General features: G+C 60.9%; 13 protein-coding genes. 6 read left to right on the top strand and 7 right to left on the bottom strand.

The window, feature by feature from the left end; genetic code table 11:
- The first annotated feature begins 637 nt into the window (after window positions 1-637).
- A complete protein-coding gene (locus OHL18_RS04865) occupies window positions 638-5,419 on the top strand; it encodes a protease pro-enzyme activation domain-containing protein (RefSeq protein WP_263373698.1) in 4,782 nt (1,593 codons plus the stop codon).
- An 890-nt stretch (window positions 5,420-6,309) separates the two neighbouring features.
- Here OHL18_RS04865 and OHL18_RS04860 read toward each other — a convergent pair.
- Both OHL18_RS04860 and OHL18_RS04855 read right to left on the bottom strand, forming a co-directional pair.
- Window positions 6,310-9,741, bottom strand: a complete 3,432-nt coding sequence (locus OHL18_RS04860; RefSeq protein WP_263373697.1) for a TonB-dependent receptor domain-containing protein — start codon at window positions 9,739-9,741, stop codon at window positions 6,310-6,312.
- 116 nt (window positions 9,742-9,857) lie between these two features.
- Window positions 9,858-11,459, bottom strand: coding sequence for a GH39 family glycosyl hydrolase (locus OHL18_RS04855; protein ID WP_263373696.1), 1,602 nt, complete (start codon window positions 11,457-11,459; stop codon window positions 9,858-9,860).
- A 256-nt stretch (window positions 11,460-11,715) separates the two neighbouring features.
- Between OHL18_RS04855 and OHL18_RS04850 the strand changes: the two genes are divergently transcribed.
- The gene (locus OHL18_RS04850) at window positions 11,716-11,997 is read left to right on the top strand and encodes a hypothetical protein (protein WP_263373695.1); all 282 of its coding nucleotides are present in this window, start codon (window positions 11,716-11,718) and stop codon (window positions 11,995-11,997) included.
- A 14-nt stretch (window positions 11,998-12,011) separates the two neighbouring features.
- Here OHL18_RS04850 and mnmE read toward each other — a convergent pair whose 3' ends face one another.
- Window positions 12,012-13,397 (bottom strand): tRNA uridine-5-carboxymethylaminomethyl(34) synthesis GTPase MnmE, encoded by a 1,386-nt coding sequence (gene mnmE / locus OHL18_RS04845; protein WP_263373694.1) that lies wholly within the window; start codon window positions 13,395-13,397, stop codon window positions 12,012-12,014.
- A 22-nt stretch (window positions 13,398-13,419) separates the two neighbouring features.
- The gene (dnaB, locus tag OHL18_RS04840; RefSeq protein WP_263373693.1) at window positions 13,420-14,805 is read right to left on the bottom strand and encodes a replicative DNA helicase; all 1,386 of its coding nucleotides are present in this window, start codon (window positions 14,803-14,805) and stop codon (window positions 13,420-13,422) included.
- 190 nt (window positions 14,806-14,995) lie between these two features.
- On the opposite strand from dnaB, the gene OHL18_RS04835 reads away from it, so the two are divergent.
- The gene (locus OHL18_RS04835; RefSeq protein ID WP_263373692.1) at window positions 14,996-15,295 is read left to right on the top strand and encodes a DUF5076 domain-containing protein; all 300 of its coding nucleotides are present in this window, start codon (window positions 14,996-14,998) and stop codon (window positions 15,293-15,295) included.
- 90 nt (window positions 15,296-15,385) lie between these two features.
- Entirely contained in the window at window positions 15,386-15,928 is a 543-nt protein-coding gene (locus OHL18_RS04830) for a hypothetical protein (RefSeq protein ID WP_263373691.1), read from the top strand.
- A gap of 3 nt (window positions 15,929-15,931) precedes the next feature.
- Here the strand turns inward: OHL18_RS04830 and msrA are convergent, their stop codons facing one another.
- From msrA to OHL18_RS04815, 3 genes are all read right to left on the bottom strand, one after another.
- On the bottom strand, window positions 15,932-16,552 hold the full coding sequence (gene msrA / locus OHL18_RS04825) for a peptide-methionine (S)-S-oxide reductase MsrA (protein WP_263373690.1): 621 nt from the start codon (window positions 16,550-16,552) through the stop codon (window positions 15,932-15,934).
- 140 nt (window positions 16,553-16,692) lie between these two features.
- A complete protein-coding gene (gene mnmG / locus OHL18_RS04820; protein WP_263373689.1) occupies window positions 16,693-18,714 on the bottom strand; it encodes a tRNA uridine-5-carboxymethylaminomethyl(34) synthesis enzyme MnmG in 2,022 nt (673 codons plus the stop codon).
- Between the two features lie 27 nt (window positions 18,715-18,741).
- Entirely contained in the window at window positions 18,742-20,040 is a 1,299-nt protein-coding gene (locus OHL18_RS04815; protein ID WP_263373688.1) for a protein kinase family protein, read from the bottom strand.
- Window positions 20,041-20,169: 129 nt separating this feature from the next.
- On the opposite strand from OHL18_RS04815, the gene OHL18_RS04810 reads away from it, so the two are divergent.
- Both OHL18_RS04810 and OHL18_RS04805 read left to right on the top strand, forming a co-directional pair.
- The gene (locus OHL18_RS04810; RefSeq protein ID WP_263373687.1) at window positions 20,170-21,087 is read left to right on the top strand and encodes an alpha/beta hydrolase family protein; all 918 of its coding nucleotides are present in this window, start codon (window positions 20,170-20,172) and stop codon (window positions 21,085-21,087) included.
- Between the two features lie 119 nt (window positions 21,088-21,206).
- Window positions 21,207-22,289: a mechanosensitive ion channel family protein gene (locus OHL18_RS04805; protein ID WP_263373686.1), complete on the top strand. Its 1,083-nt coding sequence runs from the start codon at window positions 21,207-21,209 to the stop codon at window positions 22,287-22,289.
- Window positions 22,290-22,306 lie beyond the last annotated feature (17 nt).

The following is a 22,306-nucleotide window of genomic DNA, read 5'->3' as shown; positions in this document are numbered from 1 at the left end:
GCCGACATCCTACCTTGCGGTATACCTCTACAACTTCCGAGTAATTGTTAGCCTGATTCGGGATACGGCAGGCGTTGTGGCGGGAAGAGCGACGCGAGACGCAACTTCGCGCAAACCGGACGACTTGCGTCCAGCGTTTTTCCCACCAACGATCGGGGTTAGGTGATTGGTCTGTTCCTGAAGGCTATCGGCTGCACACACATTCCACAACGGGAAATAATTTCCCCATCTTGGCAACTCTTCCCTAACGCAAGCAGGCTCCGTAAGCCGCGCAATGAGTGCAGAGAATAGTTGAAGAATTTATCCTCGACGCACCAGAAGATCCAACGAAGACCTATCGAACAAGAGGGTCAACAAATGTCTGGTACGTGGCCCTGGTTCACGACATTCCGCGGGATTGCCAGCAGACTGAGGCCTGCTCAGCAAGGGCGCGCCGATCACGTGGCTCCGAGACGCCAGGGCTCCCCTTCCTCAATACAATCTCGCGAACACTAAGTTGAATGAGGCAAGCGAATTAGGATGCTTCGTTCCGCGCCCCGGTGATAGTCTGCTTTCACCATTCGGCCCTGCGTGCGGAGACTGACCTGATCGGACGGCAGTCTCTTTCTATTCTCCCCTCCACCCATCAGGATGACTCATGCTGCTTAAGAACCTCGTCTCCGCCGCTGCTTCTTCGTTTCGAGTTTCCTCACGGAAACTCTTCGCATCCGCGATTTTGTTCTCCGGTCTGGCCTTTGCAGCTGCCGCGCAGGCCCAAACTGCGACTACGGACGCAGCGCACCTGGCCACGGGTGTTGCCAGCCGTCTGACCTCACCCATCGTCGAAGGCTCGCGGGTCACCCTTCAGGGTGCCGTCAATCCCCTGGCGAACAAGGCGAACGACCGCGGAGCGCTCCCGGACGGCACGAAGCTGGAGCGGATGCAGATCGTCCTGAAGCGGAGCGACGAGCAGGAGAGCTCCCTAAAGAGACTGCTGAACGATATGCACTCCGCCGGATCTCCGAGCTATCACAAGTGGCTGACGCCGGAGCAGTTTGGCAAGCAGTTCGGGCCGTCGGACGATGACGTCGCCAAGCTCGAAAGCTGGCTCCAGTCAAAGGGATTCACTATCACAAGCCTGACTCCCGGCCGTCAGGTACTGGAGATCGCCGGCACTGCGGGGCAGTTGAAGAGCACCTTCCATACTGAGATGCACCAGTACTCCGTGCAGGGAGTAACTCGCTATGCCAACGCGAATGCGCCTGATGTTCCAACCGCTCTCACGCCTGTCTTTGGTGGATTCGTCTCGCTGAACAACTTCCGCTTCAAGAGCCACGCGAAGGTCATGGGCAAGGCGCAGATGAACGCCACCACGCACGAAGCGAAAGCAGAATGGACGATTGCGGACGGAAGCGGCTCTGACCTGGTCTTCGCGCCCGGCGACTTCGCGGTGCAGTACGACCTCAATCCCGTCTACGCGGCTGGCACCAAGGGCGATGGCCAGACCATCGCGATCGTCAACGAATCGAACATTAACGTGGCGCTCGTCAGCAACTACCGGACACTCTTCGGCCTGCCTGCGAATCCTCCGCAGGTCATCATCGACGGCAGTGATCCGGGAGTGGACGGAATCAACAGCCCGTTTGGGCCGAACGGCGCTTCTGACGAAGCCTACCTGGACGTAGAGATAGCCGGATCGGTGGCACCCAACGCGCAGATCGACCTTGTCATTGCGAACGACACGGCAGTGGATAGCGGCCTGACGCTGGCCATGGAGCATGCCGTTTACACGAACGTCGCTCCGATCGTCAGTTTGAGCTTCGGCGACTGCGAGGCGATCGAGGGTAGCTTTAATACATTTCTCAGCGGTTTGTGGGAACAAGCAGCGGCCCAGGGCCAGACGGTCCTGGTCTCGACCGGCGACAGCGGATCGGCAGGCTGCGATCACGATACCGACTTCGCTGTAAACGGACAGGCAGTCAGCGGCTTCGCCTCCACTCCGTACAACGTCGCCGTCGGCGGCACCGACTTTTACTACTCTGACTACGCCTCCGGCGGTGCCAGCGTGGGCAACTACTGGAATCTGACCCAAAGCAACAACACGCCGACTGTCTCGCTGAAGACTCCCGCGCCCGAACAGCCCTGGAACAACAGCCAGTACGGTTTGGACCTCGCCAGCTTCATCCCATACGGGTACAGCTCCATCAATGCTGGCAGTGGAGGCCCCAGCAGCTGCGCCTTTGGAACCGGCACCTCGTCCGACGGCGGATGGGCCACGTGTACCGGTGGCTACCCCAAACCATCCTGGCAGACTGGGTCGGGCGATAGCGTCCGCGATATTCCAGACGTGTCCCTGTTTGCCGCCAACGGCTTGAACGCCTCCTACTACCCCATCTGCGCGGAAGATGCTGACTGCCAGCCGGTGGCCAGTGACCAGCAGGTGCAGATTACCGGCATCGGTGGGACCTCTGCCTCGACCCCCGCGTTCGCGGGCATCATGGCGCTGGTGAACGAGAAGTACGGTCGCCAGGGTCAGGCGGACTACGTCCTCTATCCGCTCGCGGCGCAGTTCCCAAATAGCTTCCATGACATCGCCGTCGGCAACAACACCGTGCCCTGCAACACCACGACTGTCTACACCACCGACAGCAACGGGAATGTCACGGGCACCTACGCTCCCAAACAGTGCATCGCCGTGTCTTCGCCGGCCACCGTGACCGACAGTACCTACGGGCAAACCGTCGAGGGAGAGATCAGCGTCGACGGCACCAACCCCGCGTACAACGCCGCAATCGGTTACGACTTTGCGACCGGCATCGGCACCATCGACGCCAACAACCTGATCACCAACTGGGGCAAGATCACGCTCGCTCCCACCTCCACCACGCTGACGCCGTCGGTTACGAGCTTCACCCACGGCACAGCGGTGACGATGTCGGGATCGGTGACAGGCACCTCCACGCCAACCGGCGATGTGGCCCTGGTAACGACCTCGACCGAGCCGAACAACCAGGGCGAGGACTTCTTCACCCTGAGTAAGGGCACCTACAGCCAGAGCGTCAACTTCCTTCCTGGCGGCAGCTACAACATCTACGGGTACTACTCCGGCGATGGAGTGAACGGCCCCAGCTCTTCCACTCCAGTAGCTATAACGGTCACCCCCGAGAGCAGCGCCACCGTCTTGAGCGTCTACAACTCGCTGAACTATCCTCCGACCTCGCTCTCGTCAGGCGGGACCGTTCAGTACGGCGCTCCAACGATCCTGAATGCCGTTCCCGGCCCCACAACTGCCAGCAACTTAACGACTTACCCAACCGGAAGCGTCATCTTCCTCGATGGCAGCTCCGCAATCAACACGGCGGTAGTCACCGCAAACGGATACGCGCAGTACAACGGCCCCTTCGCGGTTGGATCACACTCGATCACGGCGAAGTACTCCGGGGATGGCAGCTACGGACCTTCCACATCATCCAGCGCAACCTTTACGGTCACCCAAAACAAGCCAACCATCCTGGTGACCGCTCCGAATGAATATAACCAGACGGATCCAAATGGCAACGTCTATGTGGCAAATGGCCAGGTAACCTATCTGCTCGTGCAGGTTGAAAACTCGGCAAGCACAAACGGACTTGCAGCGGCACCGACCGGAACAGTCACCATGACTGGGGCGCCCTCGGGCTCGACGACCTCGGCAACCCTTGTCGCCGGAGTGGACCCATACAACCAATCCCCGCAAGGCACAGCAATTCTTACGATACCCGCAAGCGCATCGGGGGTATACCAGCCGATATTCAACTACGTTGGCACCGGCACCAATGGCGACGCGAACTACACTGCGGCCTCAACACAGTACGGCTTCGATTTTGTGGCTCCCGCCGGGTCCTTGACGACGACAACGGCTGCGACCGCCTCAGCAGCCTCAACCTCGCCCACCAGCCTGGTCACGGTCACAGTGAACGTCTCTGCGTCAGGCTCAGCACCAACGGGCACGGTTTATCTGGTTGCTTCGGAATACGTTGTCGGCTCCGCCAACCTTACGAGCACATCCAGCACCAACTCCACAGCAACCGTCACTTTTAATAGTGCAACCCTGTACCAGGGAACCAACCTCATCACGGTCCAGTACATTCCTACCAGCAATTCAGCGTTCAAGAGCTCAGCGGCGACGGTGATGATTGCGAACCCGCTGAGCGACTTTGCGATGGTGCCCGTATCGACCATCCTGAGCGTGCCGGCAACCGGAGCGGGTGCTGGAATCCAGACCGACGTCATCAACCTGACCTCCACGAACGGCTTCGCCGGTGCGGTCTCTCTCTCCTGCTCAGCCTCGGGAGGAGTGCTGTGCTCGTTCGGCTCCGCCTCGGCCACGCTTACAAGCGGCGGAAGCGCTTCCGCAACTCTCCTCATCGACACGGGCTCCGTAACCGCTCCTGGAAGCTATAACGTGGTCGTGACCGGAAAGAACGCCGCCGGTACCGTCATCCACACCCTCGGCTTAACGGCCATCACGACGCAGACAGCGCCAATACCAAGATTCACCCTCACGGCCACCGGGGTCACCATTGCCGCACCAGGAGCCTCCGCAAACTCAACGGTCACGGTCACGCCGTCAAACGGCTTCACTGGCACGGTCGCGCTAACCTGCACCATCTCTGGAGTCGCCTCTGCTCCGACCACGAGTGTGAATCCGACCTGTGCAGCAGCCTCGGCCAACGTCACCGGAACCAGCACCGTCACCACAACCATCACCATCAACACGGACGCCTCAACCACTCCTGGAACCTACACCGCAGCCGTAAATGGAGCCTCTGGAAGCATAGAGGCCATCGCACCGTTCTCACTCGTCGTAGGCACCCCGGCCGCGCCCAGCTTCACTCTGGCGGGCACCAACGTGACGATCGCCTCGCAAGGAGCGACCGGAACCTCCACCATCACCGTTACCCCGGCGAACGCCTTCACCGGCACCGTCGCCCTGACCTGCTCGGTCACCTCAGGACCTAGTGGAGCGTTGACCGCGGACAACCCAACCTGCTCGGCGGCCTCGGCGAGCATAACCGGAACCTCCGCAGCGACGGCGACCCTTACCATCAACACAACCGCGCAGACCGCGAAGCTCGAGCTTCCCGCGTTCAAGCCGAACGGTAAGGGCATCTTCACCGCGGGCGGAGGAGTGGTTCTGGGAGCGTTGCTACTCTTCGGAGTTCCGTTCACCCGCCGTCGCAGAGAGCAGATCAAGTCGCTGCGGGCACTGCGGATGCTGTCGCTGGCGTTTCTGTTCGCTCTGGCTGCAGGCGCTGTGATCGGATGCGGCAGCGGGAGCTCAGGTTCGGGCACTCCTCCTCCTAGCGGTGGAACGACCCCTGGTGCCTACACCCTGACCGTAACCGGCACAACCGGATCGACGACGGCGAACACAACCATTACGGTCACCGTAAACTAGCCTTCCCGAAAGACTCGCCACAACGCCCGGGGCGCGAACGATGGACTCTCCATCGCTTGCGCTCCGGGCGCTTTATTTGGGCTGCATCCGGCTTCCATGGAGACTACTAACACTCTTACACGGAGATCAGGCAGGCTGACGCAGTGATCCTGGTCGCCCGAAGACGGGTTGATGCCCCTAGCGATCTCAAGCAAGGAGCGGGGTCTTATGTCCATCTCAGCAGAACAGCTTGCCTCGCGATCGAATGATTCTACGGGGCCTCTTCTTCGAGGCTCGCATTCATGCCCAGCTCGGTCGCCGCTGCCCAGCCGCGATACACGAAGGTCTATAGCTGGATGTTCCGTGCTGCAGGTTGAAGAGTCCCGGTTCAAGACTTGCAGGTACGAACCTCAGGGACGATATTGACGTCGAAGGCGCCCGAGGCAACTCGGCAAATGACGATGGTCTGTGAGGGATCAGAAGGACCAAGTATCCGGATCTTAAAGATCGTCTGCCTGAAAGACCGTTTCGTCGAAGTTGTCCTGAGCACGGAAGCCCTCGTCTATAGAAACACTACATGCCGATTCTGTTCACGCAATCCATGTCGTCGGCCACGCGCTCTTCCGCCGTTTCATGACTAGGTCCGCCCATCTTTGCCATAAGTTGAATCGCAGCCTTGTCCGCATGTGAAGCCTTCAAAGCATACGAGGGCGGAGGGGTCAGAGTAAGGACGAGAGCGGTCTCTCCTGTCCTCAAGTGCCATCAGATGCATAAGGGCTTGTGAGCTGCAATGGGGCAGGTGAGACCCTGTGCCCTTCTTAGCCTGGACACCCAGCGCAAGAAAGAAGAAAGGCCCGTGTCTCCGAGAGACACGGGCCATACAAGCAGGTCCAGCTAGCTTCCAATGCGGTCTAGTAGATGATCTTCAGGCCGAACTGGAAGATGCGTGGCTCGAAGGTGCTGTTGATCACGCCGCCGCTCGTCGCCGAACCGCCGAGGGTTCCGCTCAGAGCTCCACCCGGCAGATACAGGTTGGTGTGATTGAAGATGTTGTAAGCCTCCGTGCGGAACTCGACCTTCAGGCTCTCGATCGGCGTCGAGAACTTCTTATTAAGCGAGAGGTCAGTCTGGTAGAAGGCCGGGGTGCGGCCAGGGTTGCGTGCGGCGTTGCCGAAGGGGCTCTGGATGACGCCGCCGACGGTGGTCGCCGGAAGCGCAAACGCGGCCAGGTTCACGTACTGGATGTAGCCGGTGCCGGCGATCTTTACATGCTCCGTAATCGGCTGACCGGGTACGCGGTTGGGTCGGTATTCGTTAGCTCCGCGGTAGGTGGCCGAGATCTGCTGCGAGACCTGGTTGCCGGCGTTTCCGCTCTTGGGGGTGTAGGTGAGGTTGAACGGGGTTCCAGCCTGCATGGTGTTGATGCCGCTCAGTTGCCAGCCGCCGAGGAGACTGTCGACGACGCCGTTGCTGCCGCTGAGGAAGCGGCGGCCATGGCCGATAGGGAGTTCGTAGACGAGGCTGGTGACGTTGGCGATGGGCAGGTTGTAGTCCGACTGACCGTAGTCGGCACGCGGGTTGTTGCCGTCCTGGAGCGACGGGGTGTTGCCTTCGAGCGACGCGCTGGCGTTGTCGAGGGCGTGCTCCCAGCTGAAGGAGTTCAGCAGCGTGAGGCCGGCGGCCATGCGCTGCTCGTAACGGACCTGCAATGCGTTGTAGTTGGAGTAGAACTCGTTGCTCGCCTCGGTGATGTCGCTAGGCCAGTTAGCAAACGGCCGAGCAAACCCGTTTGACGGATTCTTCTGGTTGCCGTTGACGAAGCCCTGTAGCTTCAGGCCGTGGTTGCCGACGTAGGCGACGTCGAGCACGGAGTTCTTGAAGAGCTGCTGCTGCACGCTGAGGAAGTAGTTCTCAACGTAGCTGTCGCGGGTGTTCTTGGGTACCCAGGTAACGTTGTCGGTCGCGGAGTTGAAGGTGGAGGTCAAGGCGGACGGGAAGCCCTTGTCGGCGGTAACGTAGCAGCTCTCGGTCGTGCTGCCGACAGCGATGATCTGCGCCGGAACGGTGCCGCACTGGTTGGCCGTCGTCGGGGTGATCTGCGTCACTGCGGCAAACTGCGCCTGCGGAGCGTTGATGGCGAGGATGTCGCCCGATCCGGCACGGGTGTAGTGGACGTAGCTGGTGCCGAAGCCACCGCGGAGCGCCGTCTTGCCGGTCAAGGCGTAGGCAAATCCGACGCGCGGAGCGAAGTCGTTCAGGTCAGGATTGACCAGCGTCTTGCCATAGACACCGCCGCCCGAGTAAGGCGTAATGCCATTGCCCGCGGTCGCTCCGGGTGTCGTCGTCAGCACGGTCTGGGTGATGGGGTCGAAGTTCGAGATGTAGTTGTTCTGCTCGGAGTAGGGCGAGCCGTACTCCCAGCGGACGCCGAGGTTCAGGGTCAGCTTGGGGGTGGGCTTCCAGTCGTCCTGGACATAGGCGCTGTGCATGGTCTGGCGCACGTGAGCGACGAAGTAGTTCGCTAGCTGATAAGAGTTGGTGGTTCCGAAGAGGAAGTCAGCCCAATAGGAGTCCGCAACCGCCGTGCCCACGGCGCTGTAGGCTCCGCCGTAGCTGAAGGCACCATAGAGAGGGTTGTTGTCGTTGACCGCCATCCAGATGTGCTCGTATTCGTAGCCGAACTTGAGCGAGTGCTTGCCCTTGATGAGGGTGTAGTTGATCTTGGGATCGAGCAGGGCGGGGTCCTGCCACTGCGGGTTGGTGCTCTGACGGCCGAAGCCGGTGAAGCCGCCGGAGACGGAGGTCGTCGGCAGACCGCCGGCGACGATTGGGTTGGTCGGCAGGCCGGGTATGCTGAGGGCATCGTTGCCGATCGAGAGCGAGTACTTGCCAGCCTTGGTGCGGGAGATACCCAGGCGGGCTTCGATGACCTGGTTGGCACCGATCAGCTTGGTGAATCCGGCGGCGACCTGCTGGTCGAGAACGCGGATGGTTCCGTTGGTCTGACCGTCGAGCGGAGCAAGGATGGCCGGGTAGTTCACGCCGGTCTCCTTGCGGTCACTGATGCGGAGGAACCAGGAAGTGGTGGGATTCTGCTGGAAATCCAGGCGGAGGTCGCCCTTGTCGGACTTGTCGGTAAACGGAACCTGGACAGAGTAGTCGTTAGAAGCCAGACCGGTCGTAGCGGAACCGGAGACCGGCAGGTCGCTCTCAATCTGCTTGAAGTAGCTAAGGACTTGCGCGGAGAGCGGGTTGATCGCCGCTGTCGGGATCGCCGTGCCGGCGGCGTAGGTGGTGCCGGTGGCAGCGTTCTTGACCGGGACGACGAGGATGCCGTTGATCTCGTTCTGCGTGGGCAGCGTGAGAACGCTGAGCGGCTTCAACGTCTGGCGGAATCCTTCGTAATCGACGAAGTAGAAGAGCTTGTCCTTGATGATCGGACCGCCAAAGTTACCGCCGAACTGATTGCGGTTGAAGGTGGGCTTCTTGAAGGCCACGTTTCCGAGCGTCGGCTTGAAGTAGCCGGTAGCGTTCAGATCCGTGTTGCGGATGAACTCGTACGCGGTGGCGTGGATGCGGTTGGATCCGCTGGCGGTGGCGACGTTGACCGTGGCTCCGGAGCTGCGGCCGAACTGCGCGCTCTCGTTGTTGGTGACGACCTGGAACTGAGCGACCGAGTCCGGCGGAACCGCGACGATCTGGTTGTCGAAGCCCTGGTTGCTCTCTCCGTAGGCGTTGTTGTCCATACCATCGAGCAGGAAGTTGTTGAACATGCTGCGCTGGCCGTTCACGTTATAGGCGCCGGCGCGGGTAAGGCTATTGATGGAGCTGGTGGTCGCGGCGGTAGGCGCCTGGCGAACGCCGGTGACCAGGCCGAGCAGGTCGGCATAGTTGCGGGTAACCAAGGGCAGGGCCGCGCTCTGGTACCCAGAGATCTCCTGGCCGCGCTCGCTGGTCTCGGTCTCAAGCTGGAGCGCGGTGCCGCTGACCTCAACCGTTGTCGAAGTCGATCCGACGCTCAATGAAAGGTCGATGCGCTGGCGGCCGCCGACCGAGATGGCAATGTCGTTGGCGACGGCCTCCGCATAGCCGGAGGCTGAAGCCTTGATGGTGTAGATACCAACGCGAAGCGACGGGAGCTCGTAGTCGCCGCTGTCGTTGGAGGTTGCCTTGGCAATGATGCCTGTGGCGTTGTTCGTCACGACGACCGCCGCGCCAGGAATCACAGCGCCGGTTGCATCATGAATCGTACCTACAAGGCTGCCGTTATCGAACTGCGCCTTTGCTTCAATACCAGCCACCAAAAAGAGCGCAGCAAGCAGATAGCTGCATACGCGAGACACCCAAATTTTTCTCATGCTATCGACGATAGGCGGTTGCCTTGGCAGCTTCATCAAAGCAAGGTGAAGACCATGTTTACGCGGGATGAATCGGGGCAAACCTTCATCCCGCGCACAGCTTAACGGCTGGTGACCAGGACTACAAGGCCACGCGCCGGCACCGTGACGGTGATCTTGCCATCCTTCAGCTTCAGGCTCTCCGGAGGACTTGCCGCACCGGCCTTGCGAAGTTCGGCAATCTGCTCGCGGCTCGGAGTCTGCGGGCGGCCCATGGCGTCAAACGCGGGAATCGCGTTGCCGTGGGTCCCGTCGACGCGATAGAGTGTTACTTTTGCGCCGGCGGGAACTCCCTTCAGCGAGAGTTCGAAGGTCTTCGCCGCTCCAACCGTGGCTGGCTCGGACGTGTACTTATCCCCCTCGCCAATGGGCGGCAGGTAGTTCCATAGCGCCAAGGCAACTCCGCCCTCCTTCGTCTTCGTGGCAAGAATGGAGTCATTCGCCACAGCGATCCGCTGATCGCCCAGTTTGTGCAGCATCGCGAAGGCATGGAACGCGGGCTTCTGGATACGGTCTTCGGCGATCAGACCGAAGCCTCCGTAAAACGGCGTTCGCGGCACGCCTTGCTCCTCAAAGACGTCTGCGAAGTCCCAGTAGCTCATCGACTGCACCAGCCCATCGACCTGGCTGATCGTCGACGCCAGCCATGGCCCCATGAAGTAGCTGTCGGTCACGTTCGGCTCGTTGGCGTAGCTCGCGTTGTACTCGGAGAAGTAGAGTGGCATGTTGGGGTAAGGCGACGCGAGGATCTCCTTGTGGACTTTGGCCACAGCGAGCGGCACCATCTTGTCGCGCGGGATCTTCGCATCCGTATGCAGCACGTTCACGTTGTCATCGTTGCCGTAGACGTGGGTCGAAGCGAAGTCCACGGGAACGTTGTTGTCGTGGCAGTGCTGAAGAAACTCACCCACCCACGCAGCCTGCGCCGTCGAAGGACCTCCCACACGAATCCTTGCGTTGACCGCCTTCAGGGCCTTTGCAGTGTGGTCGTAGAGCTCCCAGTAGGTCGCCTGCTTGGGCTTGCCGCCCCAGAAGTCGAGGTTCGGCTCATTCCATACCTCGAAGCTCCAGGTGGAAACTTCTTCGATGCCGTAGCGCGCAATCAGATGCCGGGCGAAGGCCGCCATCATGTCGTCCCACTTCGCGTAGTCCGCTGGCGGCGACACGTTGGGGTGGTACCAGAAGACGTGCAGGTCGTTTGGATCAGCCGCAAGGCCCTTCGGCATAAAGCTCAGCTCGACGAACGGCCGGACATGATGCTCCAGCAGGCCATCATAGATCTGATCGACATAGGAAAAGTTGTAGATGCCATCGGTCGCGACCGCTTGCGTTGCCTGTCCGGGATTGGTGTACTTCCGCGCCGGGTCGTAGAGGCCAACCTCGTCGTTGAAGATGCCATGGAAGCGGACCGACTTGAAGTCCGTGGCCCCGTGTACGGCATCGATATCCTGCCGGTACTCATCGCGCAGCGAGAGGATCGCCCGACCCGAGCCAAACGTCTGCTCCCAGAAGTGGGGAAAGGGTGTTGAAGGTCCTTGCGCGTCGATGGGTACCCGGACCGGAGAATCCTGGGCGAAGCCGGGTGAAGGAAGAGCCAACACGCTTGCGATTGCGATCGAAACTGCACCCTTTGCGACGGAACGGCACCAGAAACTAGACTTCATCTTCTCTCCTGAGACTGCAACCGAACTTTACATCAATTCAATAGGATGCCGTGGCGCGCCAGGGACAGCGTGATGAAAACTGCGCTGAGCCCCGCCGCTCATGCCGAATGCGACAGAGTTTTCACCTTGGCCAGCCATGCTGGCCCGGATGGGTGATGCGGAGTTGACACTGTCAGCCGGTCAGGGTGACCTACTCGTCCTCCGCAGCGGCGGCAAAGGTCATTGTCCGCCCCAACATCGAGTGTGACGATGCCTCATGCGATTCAACCTCGTCACTCAGCCCGCAGTTCAGACGCCTGGAAACGCCGGAGCATTCCCGCTCTCTCTTACCCTTCGTTCCTCCTGCGGCCTGCCGGGAGAGTACACGTTCCCGACCGATAGCAGCAGCCTGCTCCGGCTGCTGAAAAGCGGAACCGATCTGCCCGACGCAGTGGTGTGGCGCTTCCTCGGAGAGGCGTGCGCCAAAGCAAAGGCTCGCCTGCTTGGTGTGGAGCTTAGCGACGAAACCCTGCGAGGCATTGGCTTCTTCGTCGATTAGTTCAAGGTACTGTTCTACTTGCCGATGCAGAAGCTTCCGAAGATCACTTCGAGAATGTCTTCTGTGTGCGTGGTCCCGGTGAGCAGATCGAGCGCCGCCAGCGCCTCATGCAGATCGAGCAGCAGCATCTCGTGCGGCGTCGCCTCCGTCAACCCTTGCTCGGCAGAGCGCAGAGCGATCAGCGCATTCGTGATCGCTGTCTGCTGGCGAAGATTCGTTACCGGCACCGACTCCGCAACCCCCGGCGCGGCCTGTAGAGCTCCGAGGATTGCTAGCCGAAGCTCGGCGATTCCTATGCTCTGAATCGCTGAGGTCGGCACAGAGCTGGCCGGCAACAGAGCGAGCGGACGATCTTGAACCAGGTCAACTTTATTCAACGCGACGATGAGCCGCCGCCCCGCTGCTCCGGCGATCACCTCGCGGTCCTCCGGGTGTAGCGTACCGCCGCTGATCTCGTCCGCAGCCACAATCAGCAGAAGCACGTCGGCTTCGGCCATCGCCTCGCGCGAACGCGTCACGCCAAGCGACTCAGCCTCGTCGAGCGCCGCGCCGGAGGCGGCCACATCGCGCAGTCCCGCCGTATCCACCATTTCAACGGGAATTCCGCTGAGTTCGAGCCGCTCCGCGACGGTGTCGCGCGTGGTGCCCGCCTGCGCCGTCACGATGGAGCGTTCCCGCCCGATCAGCCGATTGAAGAGCGAAGATTTCCCCGCATTGGGCCTGCCAACAATGGCCAGCCGGAAACCTTCCCGCAGCAAGCGGCCGTAAGCGAAGCTCTCGGCCAACAAGGCCAGCGGTGACGCAACCGCGTTGATCCGGCGGCAGATCTCGTCATCCGGCATCAGATCGAGATCGTCCTCGGCGAAGTCGATTCCTGCTTCGAGCGCGGCGATCAGCTCGATAAGCGAGCGCTTCACCGGCGCAATCTGTCGCGAAAGTCCGCCGCCCATCTGTTGAGCGGCCGTCCTGGCCTGCTGCAAGGTGGTCGCCTCAATTAGTCCCTGCACGGCTTCGGCCTGGGTCAGGTCGAGGCGACCGGAGAGGAAGGCACGCTCGGTAAACTCACCGGGCTCGGCGAGACGAGCGCCGGCTTCGAGACACTGGCGAAGCACAGCATCCAGCAGAACCGGCGAGCCGTGCGCCGCGATCTCCACCACGTCTTCCGAGGTGTAGGAGTTGGGCGCGGCGAACCAGGTTATGACTGCCTGATCGAGGACAGCTTCGGTGCCTGCTTCGAGGACTTCGGCGAACCGTGCGCCTCCCGGAGCCAGCGGTCGCCGCAGACGCACCATTCCTTCCACAATCGTCTTCGCTTCCGGCCCGGCGAGCCGAACGATCCCGATACCGCCGCGCCCAGGCGGGGTGGAGACGGCGGCGATCGTGTCGTTTGCGTACGTCATCGAACCAGACTAGCGCGAGTGATCAGTAGTCTCCGCCACCACCGCCACCTTCGGCGAGGTTTTCGAACCGTGTGTAGTCCGCCAGATACGCCATCTGAACGCTTCCGGTCGGGCCGTTACGCTGCTTGGCGATGATGATCTCCGCCTTGCCCTTCAGGTCTTCATTCTCGCGGTCGTAGTACTCTTCGCGGTGGATGAACGCCACCACGTCGGCATCCTGCTCGATCGATCCCGACTCGCGAAGGTCGCTGAGCAGCGGCTTCTTGTCGCCGGTACGCTGTTCCGATCCACGCGAGAGCTGCGACAGCGCGACCACCGGAACCTTCATCTCCTTGGCCAGAGCCTTCAGACCACGCGAGACCGCTGAGACCTCCTGCGTCCGGTTCTCGAACTTCTTCTGGTTCGCGCCGACCGAGCCGGTCATCAGTTGCAGGTAGTCGATGACGATCAGATCGAGCCGACCCTCCTGCTGCTTCAGGCGGCGGCACTTGGCGCGCATCTCGGCGAGGCTGATGCCGGGCGTATCGTCGATGAACATCTTCGACTCCATCAGCCGTTCCAGTGCCGCCAAAAGCTTGCCCTTGTCTTCCTTCGGCAAGAAGCCGGTCTGAATCTTGCGCGAGTTCACCAGCGCCTCGCTCGCAAGCATACGCCGCAGCAGGCTCTCCTTCGACATTTCGAGCGAGAAGACCGCCACCACCTTGCCGTCGTGTACGGACGCGTTCTGCGCGATGTTGATCGCCCATGCCGTCTTTCCCATCGAAGGACGGGCCGCGATGATGATGAGTTCGGAGTCCTGCAGCCCGCTGGTCATGCGGTCGAACTCCATGTAGTGCGTCTTCAGGCCGGTGATCTCGCGGCCCTGCTCGTAGAGCTTGTCGATCGAACCAAAGCTCGAAGCGACAATCTCCGCGATGCCTGAAAAGCCGCGCTGGATGGCGCTGTCGGCGACTTCGGCGAGTTTGGCCTCCACATCGCCGAGGACGTTGATCGCCTCCTCGCCCTGGTCCGAAGCCCGCGTTGCGCCGTCGTGGAAGATGGTCATCAACTGCCGCAGCAGGCTCTTGTCCTTGACGATGCGGACGTAGCTCTCGATGTTGAAGTTGCGCGGAATCCCCTCGCTCAGGAACGCAAGATACGCCGGGCCGCCGATGGAATCGAGTTCCTTGCGACGGGAAAGCACCTCCCGCACAGTGATGTAATCCACGCCGTGGCCGGTCTGAGTAAGTTCGAGAATCGCGTTGAAGACGCGCCGGTGCGAGTCCAGCGAGAAGTCATCGGCGCGGAGCTTCTCGGTAGCGTCCGAGATCGCGACCGAATCGAGCATCATCGCGCCCAGGATTGCCGTCTCCGCTTGCAGTGATGCGGGAAGATCGTCGTTTGCGGAGATTTGCGCGAAGGAAGCCATAGGTCTTCCTCAAGTCTATCCGTCGCTGCCAGGCGGCCTCTTGTGGAGATGACTCCAAGTCTGCGGAAAACCTGAAAACCGCGTCCTATTCATCGCGCTCCTGTCTTTCGCGATGAGTGGGTTCGCGCCACCAGACCTCCAAATGCCATAATCGACAAATCCAAGCCGAGCTTTTCTTACAGGAGACCCCATGGCATCGCAAAAAATCCTAGACATCCCTCCCGCGGCGCAGCGCGATAAGGCCTCCTTCGAGGTGATGCGCGTGTGGATCGCCGAGCAGGGCCAGCACGTCTCGATCCAGAGCGGCGCCTGGGACGACCCCTTTGCCTGGGGCATCGTGCTCGCGGACCTTGCACGCCACATCGCGCTCGCGCACCAGATGCAGAGCGCAAAGGTTGATCCGGAGGCGTTTCTGGAGCGGCTGCTCGAAGGCTTTCAGGCGGAGATCGACAACCCAACCGACGAACCCGAAGGCGAGATCACGCAGTAACCGGGGGCGTTGCCGATTGATGCGGCTTGAGCAACAGGGACTCCGTCTCTAAGCCAGCCAGCGCCTCGTTTTGCCGGCTTTGGAGACACGATGCCTCACCTGCTTACCAAGCTTTCCGCCAGCTTCATCCTCTTCGCCGCCGTCGCCGCACAAGCTCAGATACGGATCGGCGCGCCCAAGAAGAGCTCCGCCGACGTTGGCGTCAACTCCGTCAACGCACCGGTTCCGACGCCTTTACTCGCAGGAAAGAAGGCCTTCATCTCCTATGAACTGGGGGATGTCACCGCCTTCCCGGATGCCTATAGCGGCGGACCGGAGCGGGCTTACGGAGAGTTCTATTCAGCCATGAAGACCTGGGGGCGCTACGACCTCGTCGCCGACCCAAACGACGCGGATGTTATCTTCGCCGTCCGTTTTGTCGACCCGGTAGGTGTCGTACCCCAGATTCGCGTCGGCATCATGGATGCGAAGACGCATGTCGCTCTGTGGGGCTTCGTCGAACAGGTCGACTTCAAGTTCCGCAAGAAGAATCGCGATCTGGCTTTCACGGACTCCGTAAAGCTCCTGGTCACGGACATCCAGACTCTGCTGGGGCAGGCGACGATTCCGCCTCCGACGCCTGCCCAGCAGTAAGCCTTAGTGTCCGTTGTATTCCTTGAAGAGGTCCGGAAACTGCACCTTCAACGCGGCCATCTTCGGAACGTCGCAGACCTGTATGTACGGATTGTTGGGGTTATGGTCGGCGTAGTCCTGGTGATACGCCTCGCCGTCGTAGAAGCCCTTCAGTGGGACGACCTGGGTGACGATCTTCGCGGGATAGATCTTCTCCGAATCGAGCTGCGCGATGTACGCCTCCGCGATCTTTTTCTGCTCTTCGCTGGTGTAGAAGATCGCTGAGCGGTAGGAGGTTCCTACGTCCGGGCCCTGCCGGTTTAGCTGCGTCGGGTCATGCACGACGCTGAAGAAGATGCGCAGCAGCGTTCCGTAGCTGATCTTCGACGGATCGTAGACGATCTTCAGCGACTCGGCGTGGCCGGTCGTCTCGGTCGTCACCTGATCGTAGGTCGCGGTGTTTGCAGAACCGCCGGAGTAGCCCGCCGTCGTATGTTCCACGCCCTTTACCCTGTTGTAGACCGACTGCACACCCCAGAAACATCCACCTGCGAAGACCGCCGTCTCCTGCTTCGCTCCAGTATGCGGTTCGTCAAGTAAGGGTGCCGGAATCGGCTCTTTGCGTGTTGCCTGTCCAATTGCCATCTGTCTTACTCCTATGAAAACCGCGCCCAAGATCAGCGCTCCAATCGCCAGCTTGAATCCCGTTGAAACCATATCGCTCATACCAACCTCGCCCAACTCTGACTCTTATAAGACGCGCGAGGTTACATCGCAGATTCGCGTCAGGCATTCTGACGCTGAATGGCCTGCCTTCCGCGACCCTGAATCTCGATGTAGATGTTGACCAGCGTCACCGCAGCCGGGGTCACTCCAGCGATGCGGCTCGCCTGTCCAAGCGTCATCGGACGCACGCGCTCGAGCGTCTGCTGCATCTCGCGGGACAGCCCGCTGACCACCTTGTAGTCGAACCACTCGGGAATGCGGCGGTCTTCGGCCTTCTTCATCTTCTCGATCGAGCGGCGCTGCTTGTCGAGATAGCCGGCGTACTTGATCTCCGTTTCGACCGACTTCATCTCGTTTCGCACCCATGCGGGCAGCCGCTCCGCGGAGTGCATCGCCGCAACCCACTCGGCGAAGATCGCGCCTGCGTGCTCGAGCCGGATGAGCAGCATCGGCGCAAGCTCCGAGATCTCCACCTCAGGACGCTTCAGCAGCTGCGCAAAGCTTTGCCCTGAGACACTCGCGGTCTCGCCATCGAGCTTTTCGATCAGCGATGCCGGGAGTTCCGCCATCTGCACCTGTTCCGATTCCAGCACCCGTCGAAGCGCCTCCGCACGCGCCTGCTTGGCTTCGAACTCCGCCCAGTCATCGTCCGCGATCAATCCGAGGCACCTCCCATGAGGCGTCAGCCTCCGGTCGGCGTTGTCGATCCTCAAATGCAGCCGAAACTCCGCACGCGAGGTAAACATGCGGTAGGGCTCGTCGGTCCCCTTCGAGATGAGATCGTCGATCAGAATGCCGGTATACGCCTCGGTCCGGTCGAGCGTGAATGCCGGCTCACCCTTCACGGCCAGCGCCGCGTTGATCCCCGCCATGATCCCCTGGCATGCGGCCTCTTCGTAGCCGCTTGTCCCGTTGATCTGACCGGCGAGGTAGAGGCCTTCGAACTTCTTTACCTTCAGCGTCCGGTCAAGTTCGGTCGGGTCGATCGCGTCGTACTCGATAGCGTAACCGGGCCGCAGCATCTCCGCGTCTTCAAGCCCCGGAATCGATCGCACCATCGCCGCCTGAACGTCCATCGGCAGGCTGGTGCTCATGCCGTTGATGTAGACCTCGTGCGTGTTGAGCCCTTCGGGCTCAAGAAAGAACTGGTGGCCGGACTTCTCCGGAAATCGCACGACCTTGTCCTCAATCGAAGGGCAATAGCGCGGCCCGATGGCCTCGATCTGCCCCGAATACATCGGCGACCGGTGGACGTTCTCGCGGATGAGCCGCAGGGTCTCGTCCGTCGTACGGGCGATGTGGCACTTGATCTGGCGCAGCGGGGGCACGCCGGACTTCGTGAAGCTACTGCGAAAGCTGAAGGGCGTTGGGTCGTCGTCGCCGGGCTGCTCCTGGAAGGTCTCCCAGCGGATGGTGCGTCCATCGAGGCGGGGCGGCGTTCCGGTTTTCAGCCGGCACTCGCGGAGGCCGAGACGCTTGAGAGCTTCTCCGAGGAGGACGCTTGCCGGCTCACCGCTGCGTCCGGCGGTGTACTGCTGCTCGCCGCAGTGGATCAGGCCGTTGAGAAAGGTTCCGGTGGTGATGATGGTCGCTTTCGCAAGGATGGTGCGGCCATCGCGCAGCTTGAGACCGCTCACCCGGCGCGGTTCTTCGCTGGATTGCGGACTCGCTAACTCGCTACCCTCGTCGCCGAAGACGAGGTCAACAACCTCCGCCTGCTTGATAAACAGGTTCGCTTGTCCTTCGAGCACTTCGCGCATCTTCACGCGATAAAGCTGCTTGTCGCACTGCGCACGCGGCGACCAGACCGCCGGACCGCGCGAGGTGTTGAGCAGGCGGAACTGGATGCCGGTCGCGTCGGCGACCTCGCCCATGACACCACCGAGCGCATCGACCTCGCGCACGAGATGGCCCTTCGCGACTCCACCGATGGCCGGGTTGCAGGACATCTGGGCGATCAAGTCAAGATTCAGTGTGAAGATGGCGGTGCGCAGGCCCATGCGCGCGGCTGCCATCGCAGCCTCGCATCCAGCATGGCCAGCGCCGACGACCACCACATCGAACTGCTCGGTAAAGACCATCAGCCCTTATCTTACGGCGAAGGACATCTACGGCACCGCAACTTCGACATCACCCTTGTAGAATGTGGCCTTTCCATCGACGAGATAGGGCAGGAAATGACAGGGCTCGAGTGACTTCATCGCCGCCATAAACGCTTGCGGCCCAGCGGTCCATCCCTTTTGAGTCGGACTACCAGGAGTTGAGCCTATTCCGACCCTGACACCCTGCTCATTTACCGAGATCCTCATCAAACCGACCTTCGTTCCCGGCTTGTAGTTCACGTTGCAATTGACGATCTGCTTCTTCATCTGCTCCACCGTCAGGATCGGAATCGGATTATCCAGATGGGACGTAAAGTGCAGCACCAGCGGCATCTCCATCTGCTCCGCCACGCCATTTACCACCAGCGGCTTGAACTTGAACTTCAGCGCCTGCTCCATGCCGAAGCTCTCAAGCCCCGGCTGGTCGGAGTTGTGCTTCGCCGTCTCCCGTACCTGCCCGGTCCTGTCCGTCCGCGCGTAGACGATCATGTACCCCTCTGTCTTCCCTTCGCGCACCGACGGCCATTCGATAACAGGAGCATGCTCCACCATGCTCTCCTCCTTCAGCGTCGAAACGAATTCGGTCGAAATTCGATCTCCGAGCGGCGTCTCTGCCGCAATCGAGAACATGGGATCGTCTGGCTGCTTCCACTCCTCAAGCGTCGTCAGGTGCCCGGTTACCGGCTCGAAGGCCAGCACATCCGTCTTGTAGGTTCGCGCGATCTTCTTCTTCCCAAACCCTTTCCAGTCGGAGTACTCGATCGAGACGTTCATCGTGAGTATCGAAGAAATCTCCGGATCGTTGCCCTTGAAGCAGACCATTCCCCAAGTCAACTCGTCCGTGATGTTTCCTGGCCGATCATCACGCCGCAGGCAGCTACTCATGTTCGGCCCCAGCATCACGACGCCGCCACGACCACGGAAGTTCTTCGCCACCGGCACAGGATCGAGAACCGCATCTACGAAGTTCTCCAGCCATCGCGGATAGTAGTCGCCGTCCTTCTCAAAGACGCGTACTCCGTTGACAATCTTTTCCTGATTGAACTTCGGAGAACTTACCACCAGCCGATACTTCGTCTCGTTGACCCACCAGACCTCAACTCGGCCGGAATATTCCTTCGCATCCGAAGCGATCTCCATCACGGCGTGGAACGGCTTGCCTGCGAAGGTGAGGGACGAACTTTTCAGCGCACGGTCGAGTGCAGCGTCCGCATCGACTCGCTCGCCCTGTGGCTCCTGAAAACCTGCAAACTGCGCCAGTCCCGTGCAAGTAAAAGCCATGAGCGAGAGAGAAAGCAACAGCAAATGAACAGCTCGAAACGTTTTGTGGGGCAACATGCAAGCATCCTAACCCAACGGGATTACTCAACTGGCTTGGGATGTCTGCCCGCTCGCCTTCAACTCCCGAGCCCGCTCGAATGACATAATCACTCCATGCGCACGCTCTCGACCGCTCTTCTGCCCGCGGCCCTTCTTGGCTGCCTATGCCTTCCCGTCCAGCTCCAAGCTCAGACCCCGACTGCAATTCCCGCCGCCATCACCACCGACCCCGCACCCGACAAGGCCCATCCCGCCGCCTTCGACACCTTCCAGCTCCCCAGCCACGGTGCGCTCCTAAACGCCTTCGTCTACATCGCCGCCGGAGCAGGACCGCATCCCACTGTCATTCTGCTGCATGGCTTTCCGGGCAACGAGAAGAATCTTGATATAGCCCAAACCCTCCGCCGCGCCGGATACGACGTCCTCTTCTTCAACTACCGCGGAAGCTGGGGCTCCCCAGGTAACTTCTCCTTTACGCGCGCCATAGAAGATGTGCACTCCGCCATCGCCTACCTTCGCGATCCCGCAAACGCCACTCGCCTGCGCGTTGATTCGAAACAGATCATCCTCATCGGCCACAGCATGGGCGGCTTCATGGCCCGCTACGCCGGTGCGCAGGATCCCTCCATCAAAGCCGTCGGCCTTATCTCCGCCGCTGACATGGCCGTCGACAAGATCGAGACCATCCCCTCCGCCTACCGAAATCGCGCCGTCGATCCAATCGCCAAAGCCTTCGCCGAAGAAGGCCTCGCCCCTCTCGCCGGATGCACGCCCAAGAGCCTAGCCGAAGAGGCGGTCGCTCACGCAGACACCTGGAACATCCCCAAACTAGCCCCAGAGCTGGCCAGCCGCCCAGTCCTTGATCTCACCTCCGATGACGGCCTCGCCCCATCGAACGACGCATTTGTCGCCGCGCTCAAGAAAGCCGGATCGACCCATGTCACGACACAACACTTCGCAACCGACCACTCCTACTCTGATCAGCGGATCGCGCTCCAGGCATCCATCCTGAACTGGCTGACAAGCCTCTAACTCCTCAGCGACCCGAAAAGCCTCCACCACGCTCTCAGGAGACTCCCCTGCCTCTGAACTCCGCACTGCCCCATCTCGCGCTCGCCAGCCTCGCCCAGGCGGTCCCCGCCGACGCCGTCGTGCATCTCCGCCACCGCTGGTTCCTCGCCGTCTTCCTTGTCTGCGCGGCCATCGTGCTTTCAAATGTCGTCCATTACATTGTTTTTCGTCTCATTCGCCGCAAAGAAGCGCAGACCGCCACCCTGGGATGGGGTTTGCAACAATACCTCGGTCGCCCGGCGCGCGTCATCTTCCTGCTGACCTGCCTGATGGCGGTGCTCCCCTCTCTCCCGGAGCTTCCCTTCAATCTCAACGCGGTCCTGCGCCAGGGCTTCATCATGGCGATCGTCGCCGCCATGGGCTGGTTCGCAATCGGCTTCGTCTACGTGCTGCAACAGGCCACGCTGCGCCGCTACGACATCACCGCCGAAGACAACATCCAGGCGCGCCGAGTCCATACCCAGCTCCAGCTCATCCGCCGCCTGGTGATCGGCTTCATCGTCATCCTCACCGCCGGTGCTCTGCTGTGGAGCTTCGACGACCCACGCATCTGGCACTACGGCTCCGGCCTGCTCGCCTCGGCGGGAGTCGCTTCGCTCATCCTCGCCACTGCCGCCAAGTCAACCGCCGCAAATATCCTCGCCGGCCTGCAGATCGCCTTTACCGAACCGATACGCATCGATGACGTCGTCGTCGTACAGGGCGAGTGGGGACGTATCGAAGAGATCAACTCCGCCTACGTCGTCATCAAGATCTGGGATCTCCGCCGCCTCATCGTCCCTCTCAGCTACTTCATCGAGAACAGCTTCCAGAACTGGTCGCGAGAGGCGACCGACATCATGGGCACAGCGTTTCTCTACGTCGACTACTCGATTCCCGTGGAGATTCTTCGCGCCCAACTCGATGCCATCGTCCACCCCCACCCGCTCTGGGACGGCAAGGTCTGCGGCCTGCAGGTCACGAACCTTTCAGAGAGGACGATGGAACTGCGCTGCCTGATGAGCAGCCACAACTCCAGCCGCAACTTCGACCTCCGCTGCGATGTGCGCGAGCAGATGACCGCTTTCATCCGCGAAAACTACCCAGACGCCTTCCCGCAGACGCGCTTCTCCGCTCTGCCACAGGCCATGGCTGCCGCGGCTCAACCCGGAGACAGACCTTAAGCCACCAACTTCAGGGT

This window comes from Granulicella aggregans (genome assembly GCF_025685565.1).
Taxonomy (GTDB): Bacteria; Acidobacteriota; Terriglobia; order Terriglobales; family Acidobacteriaceae; genus Edaphobacter; species Edaphobacter aggregans_B.
The sequence above is the reverse complement of the archived record's forward strand: the minus strand, read 5'-3'. Positions and strand labels throughout refer to the sequence as shown.

Coding starts and splice junctions, on each gene's coding strand:
- OHL18_RS04865 (WP_263373698.1), top strand. CDS start 638: ATGCTGCTTAAGAACCTCGTCTCCGCCGCTGCTTCTTCGTTTCGAGTT.
- OHL18_RS04855 (WP_263373696.1), bottom strand. CDS start 11,459: ATGAAGTCTAGTTTCTGGTGCCGTTCCGTCGCAAAGGGTGCAGTTTCG.
- OHL18_RS04850 (WP_263373695.1), top strand. CDS start 11,716: ATGCGATTCAACCTCGTCACTCAGCCCGCAGTTCAGACGCCTGGAAAC.
- mnmE (WP_263373694.1), bottom strand. CDS start 13,397: ATGACGTACGCAAACGACACGATCGCCGCCGTCTCCACCCCGCCTGGG.
- dnaB (WP_263373693.1), bottom strand. CDS start 14,805: ATGGCTTCCTTCGCGCAAATCTCCGCAAACGACGATCTTCCCGCATCA.
- OHL18_RS04835 (WP_263373692.1), top strand. CDS start 14,996: ATGGCATCGCAAAAAATCCTAGACATCCCTCCCGCGGCGCAGCGCGAT.
- OHL18_RS04830 (WP_263373691.1), top strand. CDS start 15,386: ATGCCTCACCTGCTTACCAAGCTTTCCGCCAGCTTCATCCTCTTCGCC.
- msrA (WP_263373690.1), bottom strand. CDS start 16,552: ATGGCAATTGGACAGGCAACACGCAAAGAGCCGATTCCGGCACCCTTA.
- mnmG (WP_263373689.1), bottom strand. CDS start 18,714: ATGGTCTTTACCGAGCAGTTCGATGTGGTGGTCGTCGGCGCTGGCCAT.
- OHL18_RS04810 (WP_263373687.1), top strand. CDS start 20,170: ATGCGCACGCTCTCGACCGCTCTTCTGCCCGCGGCCCTTCTTGGCTGC.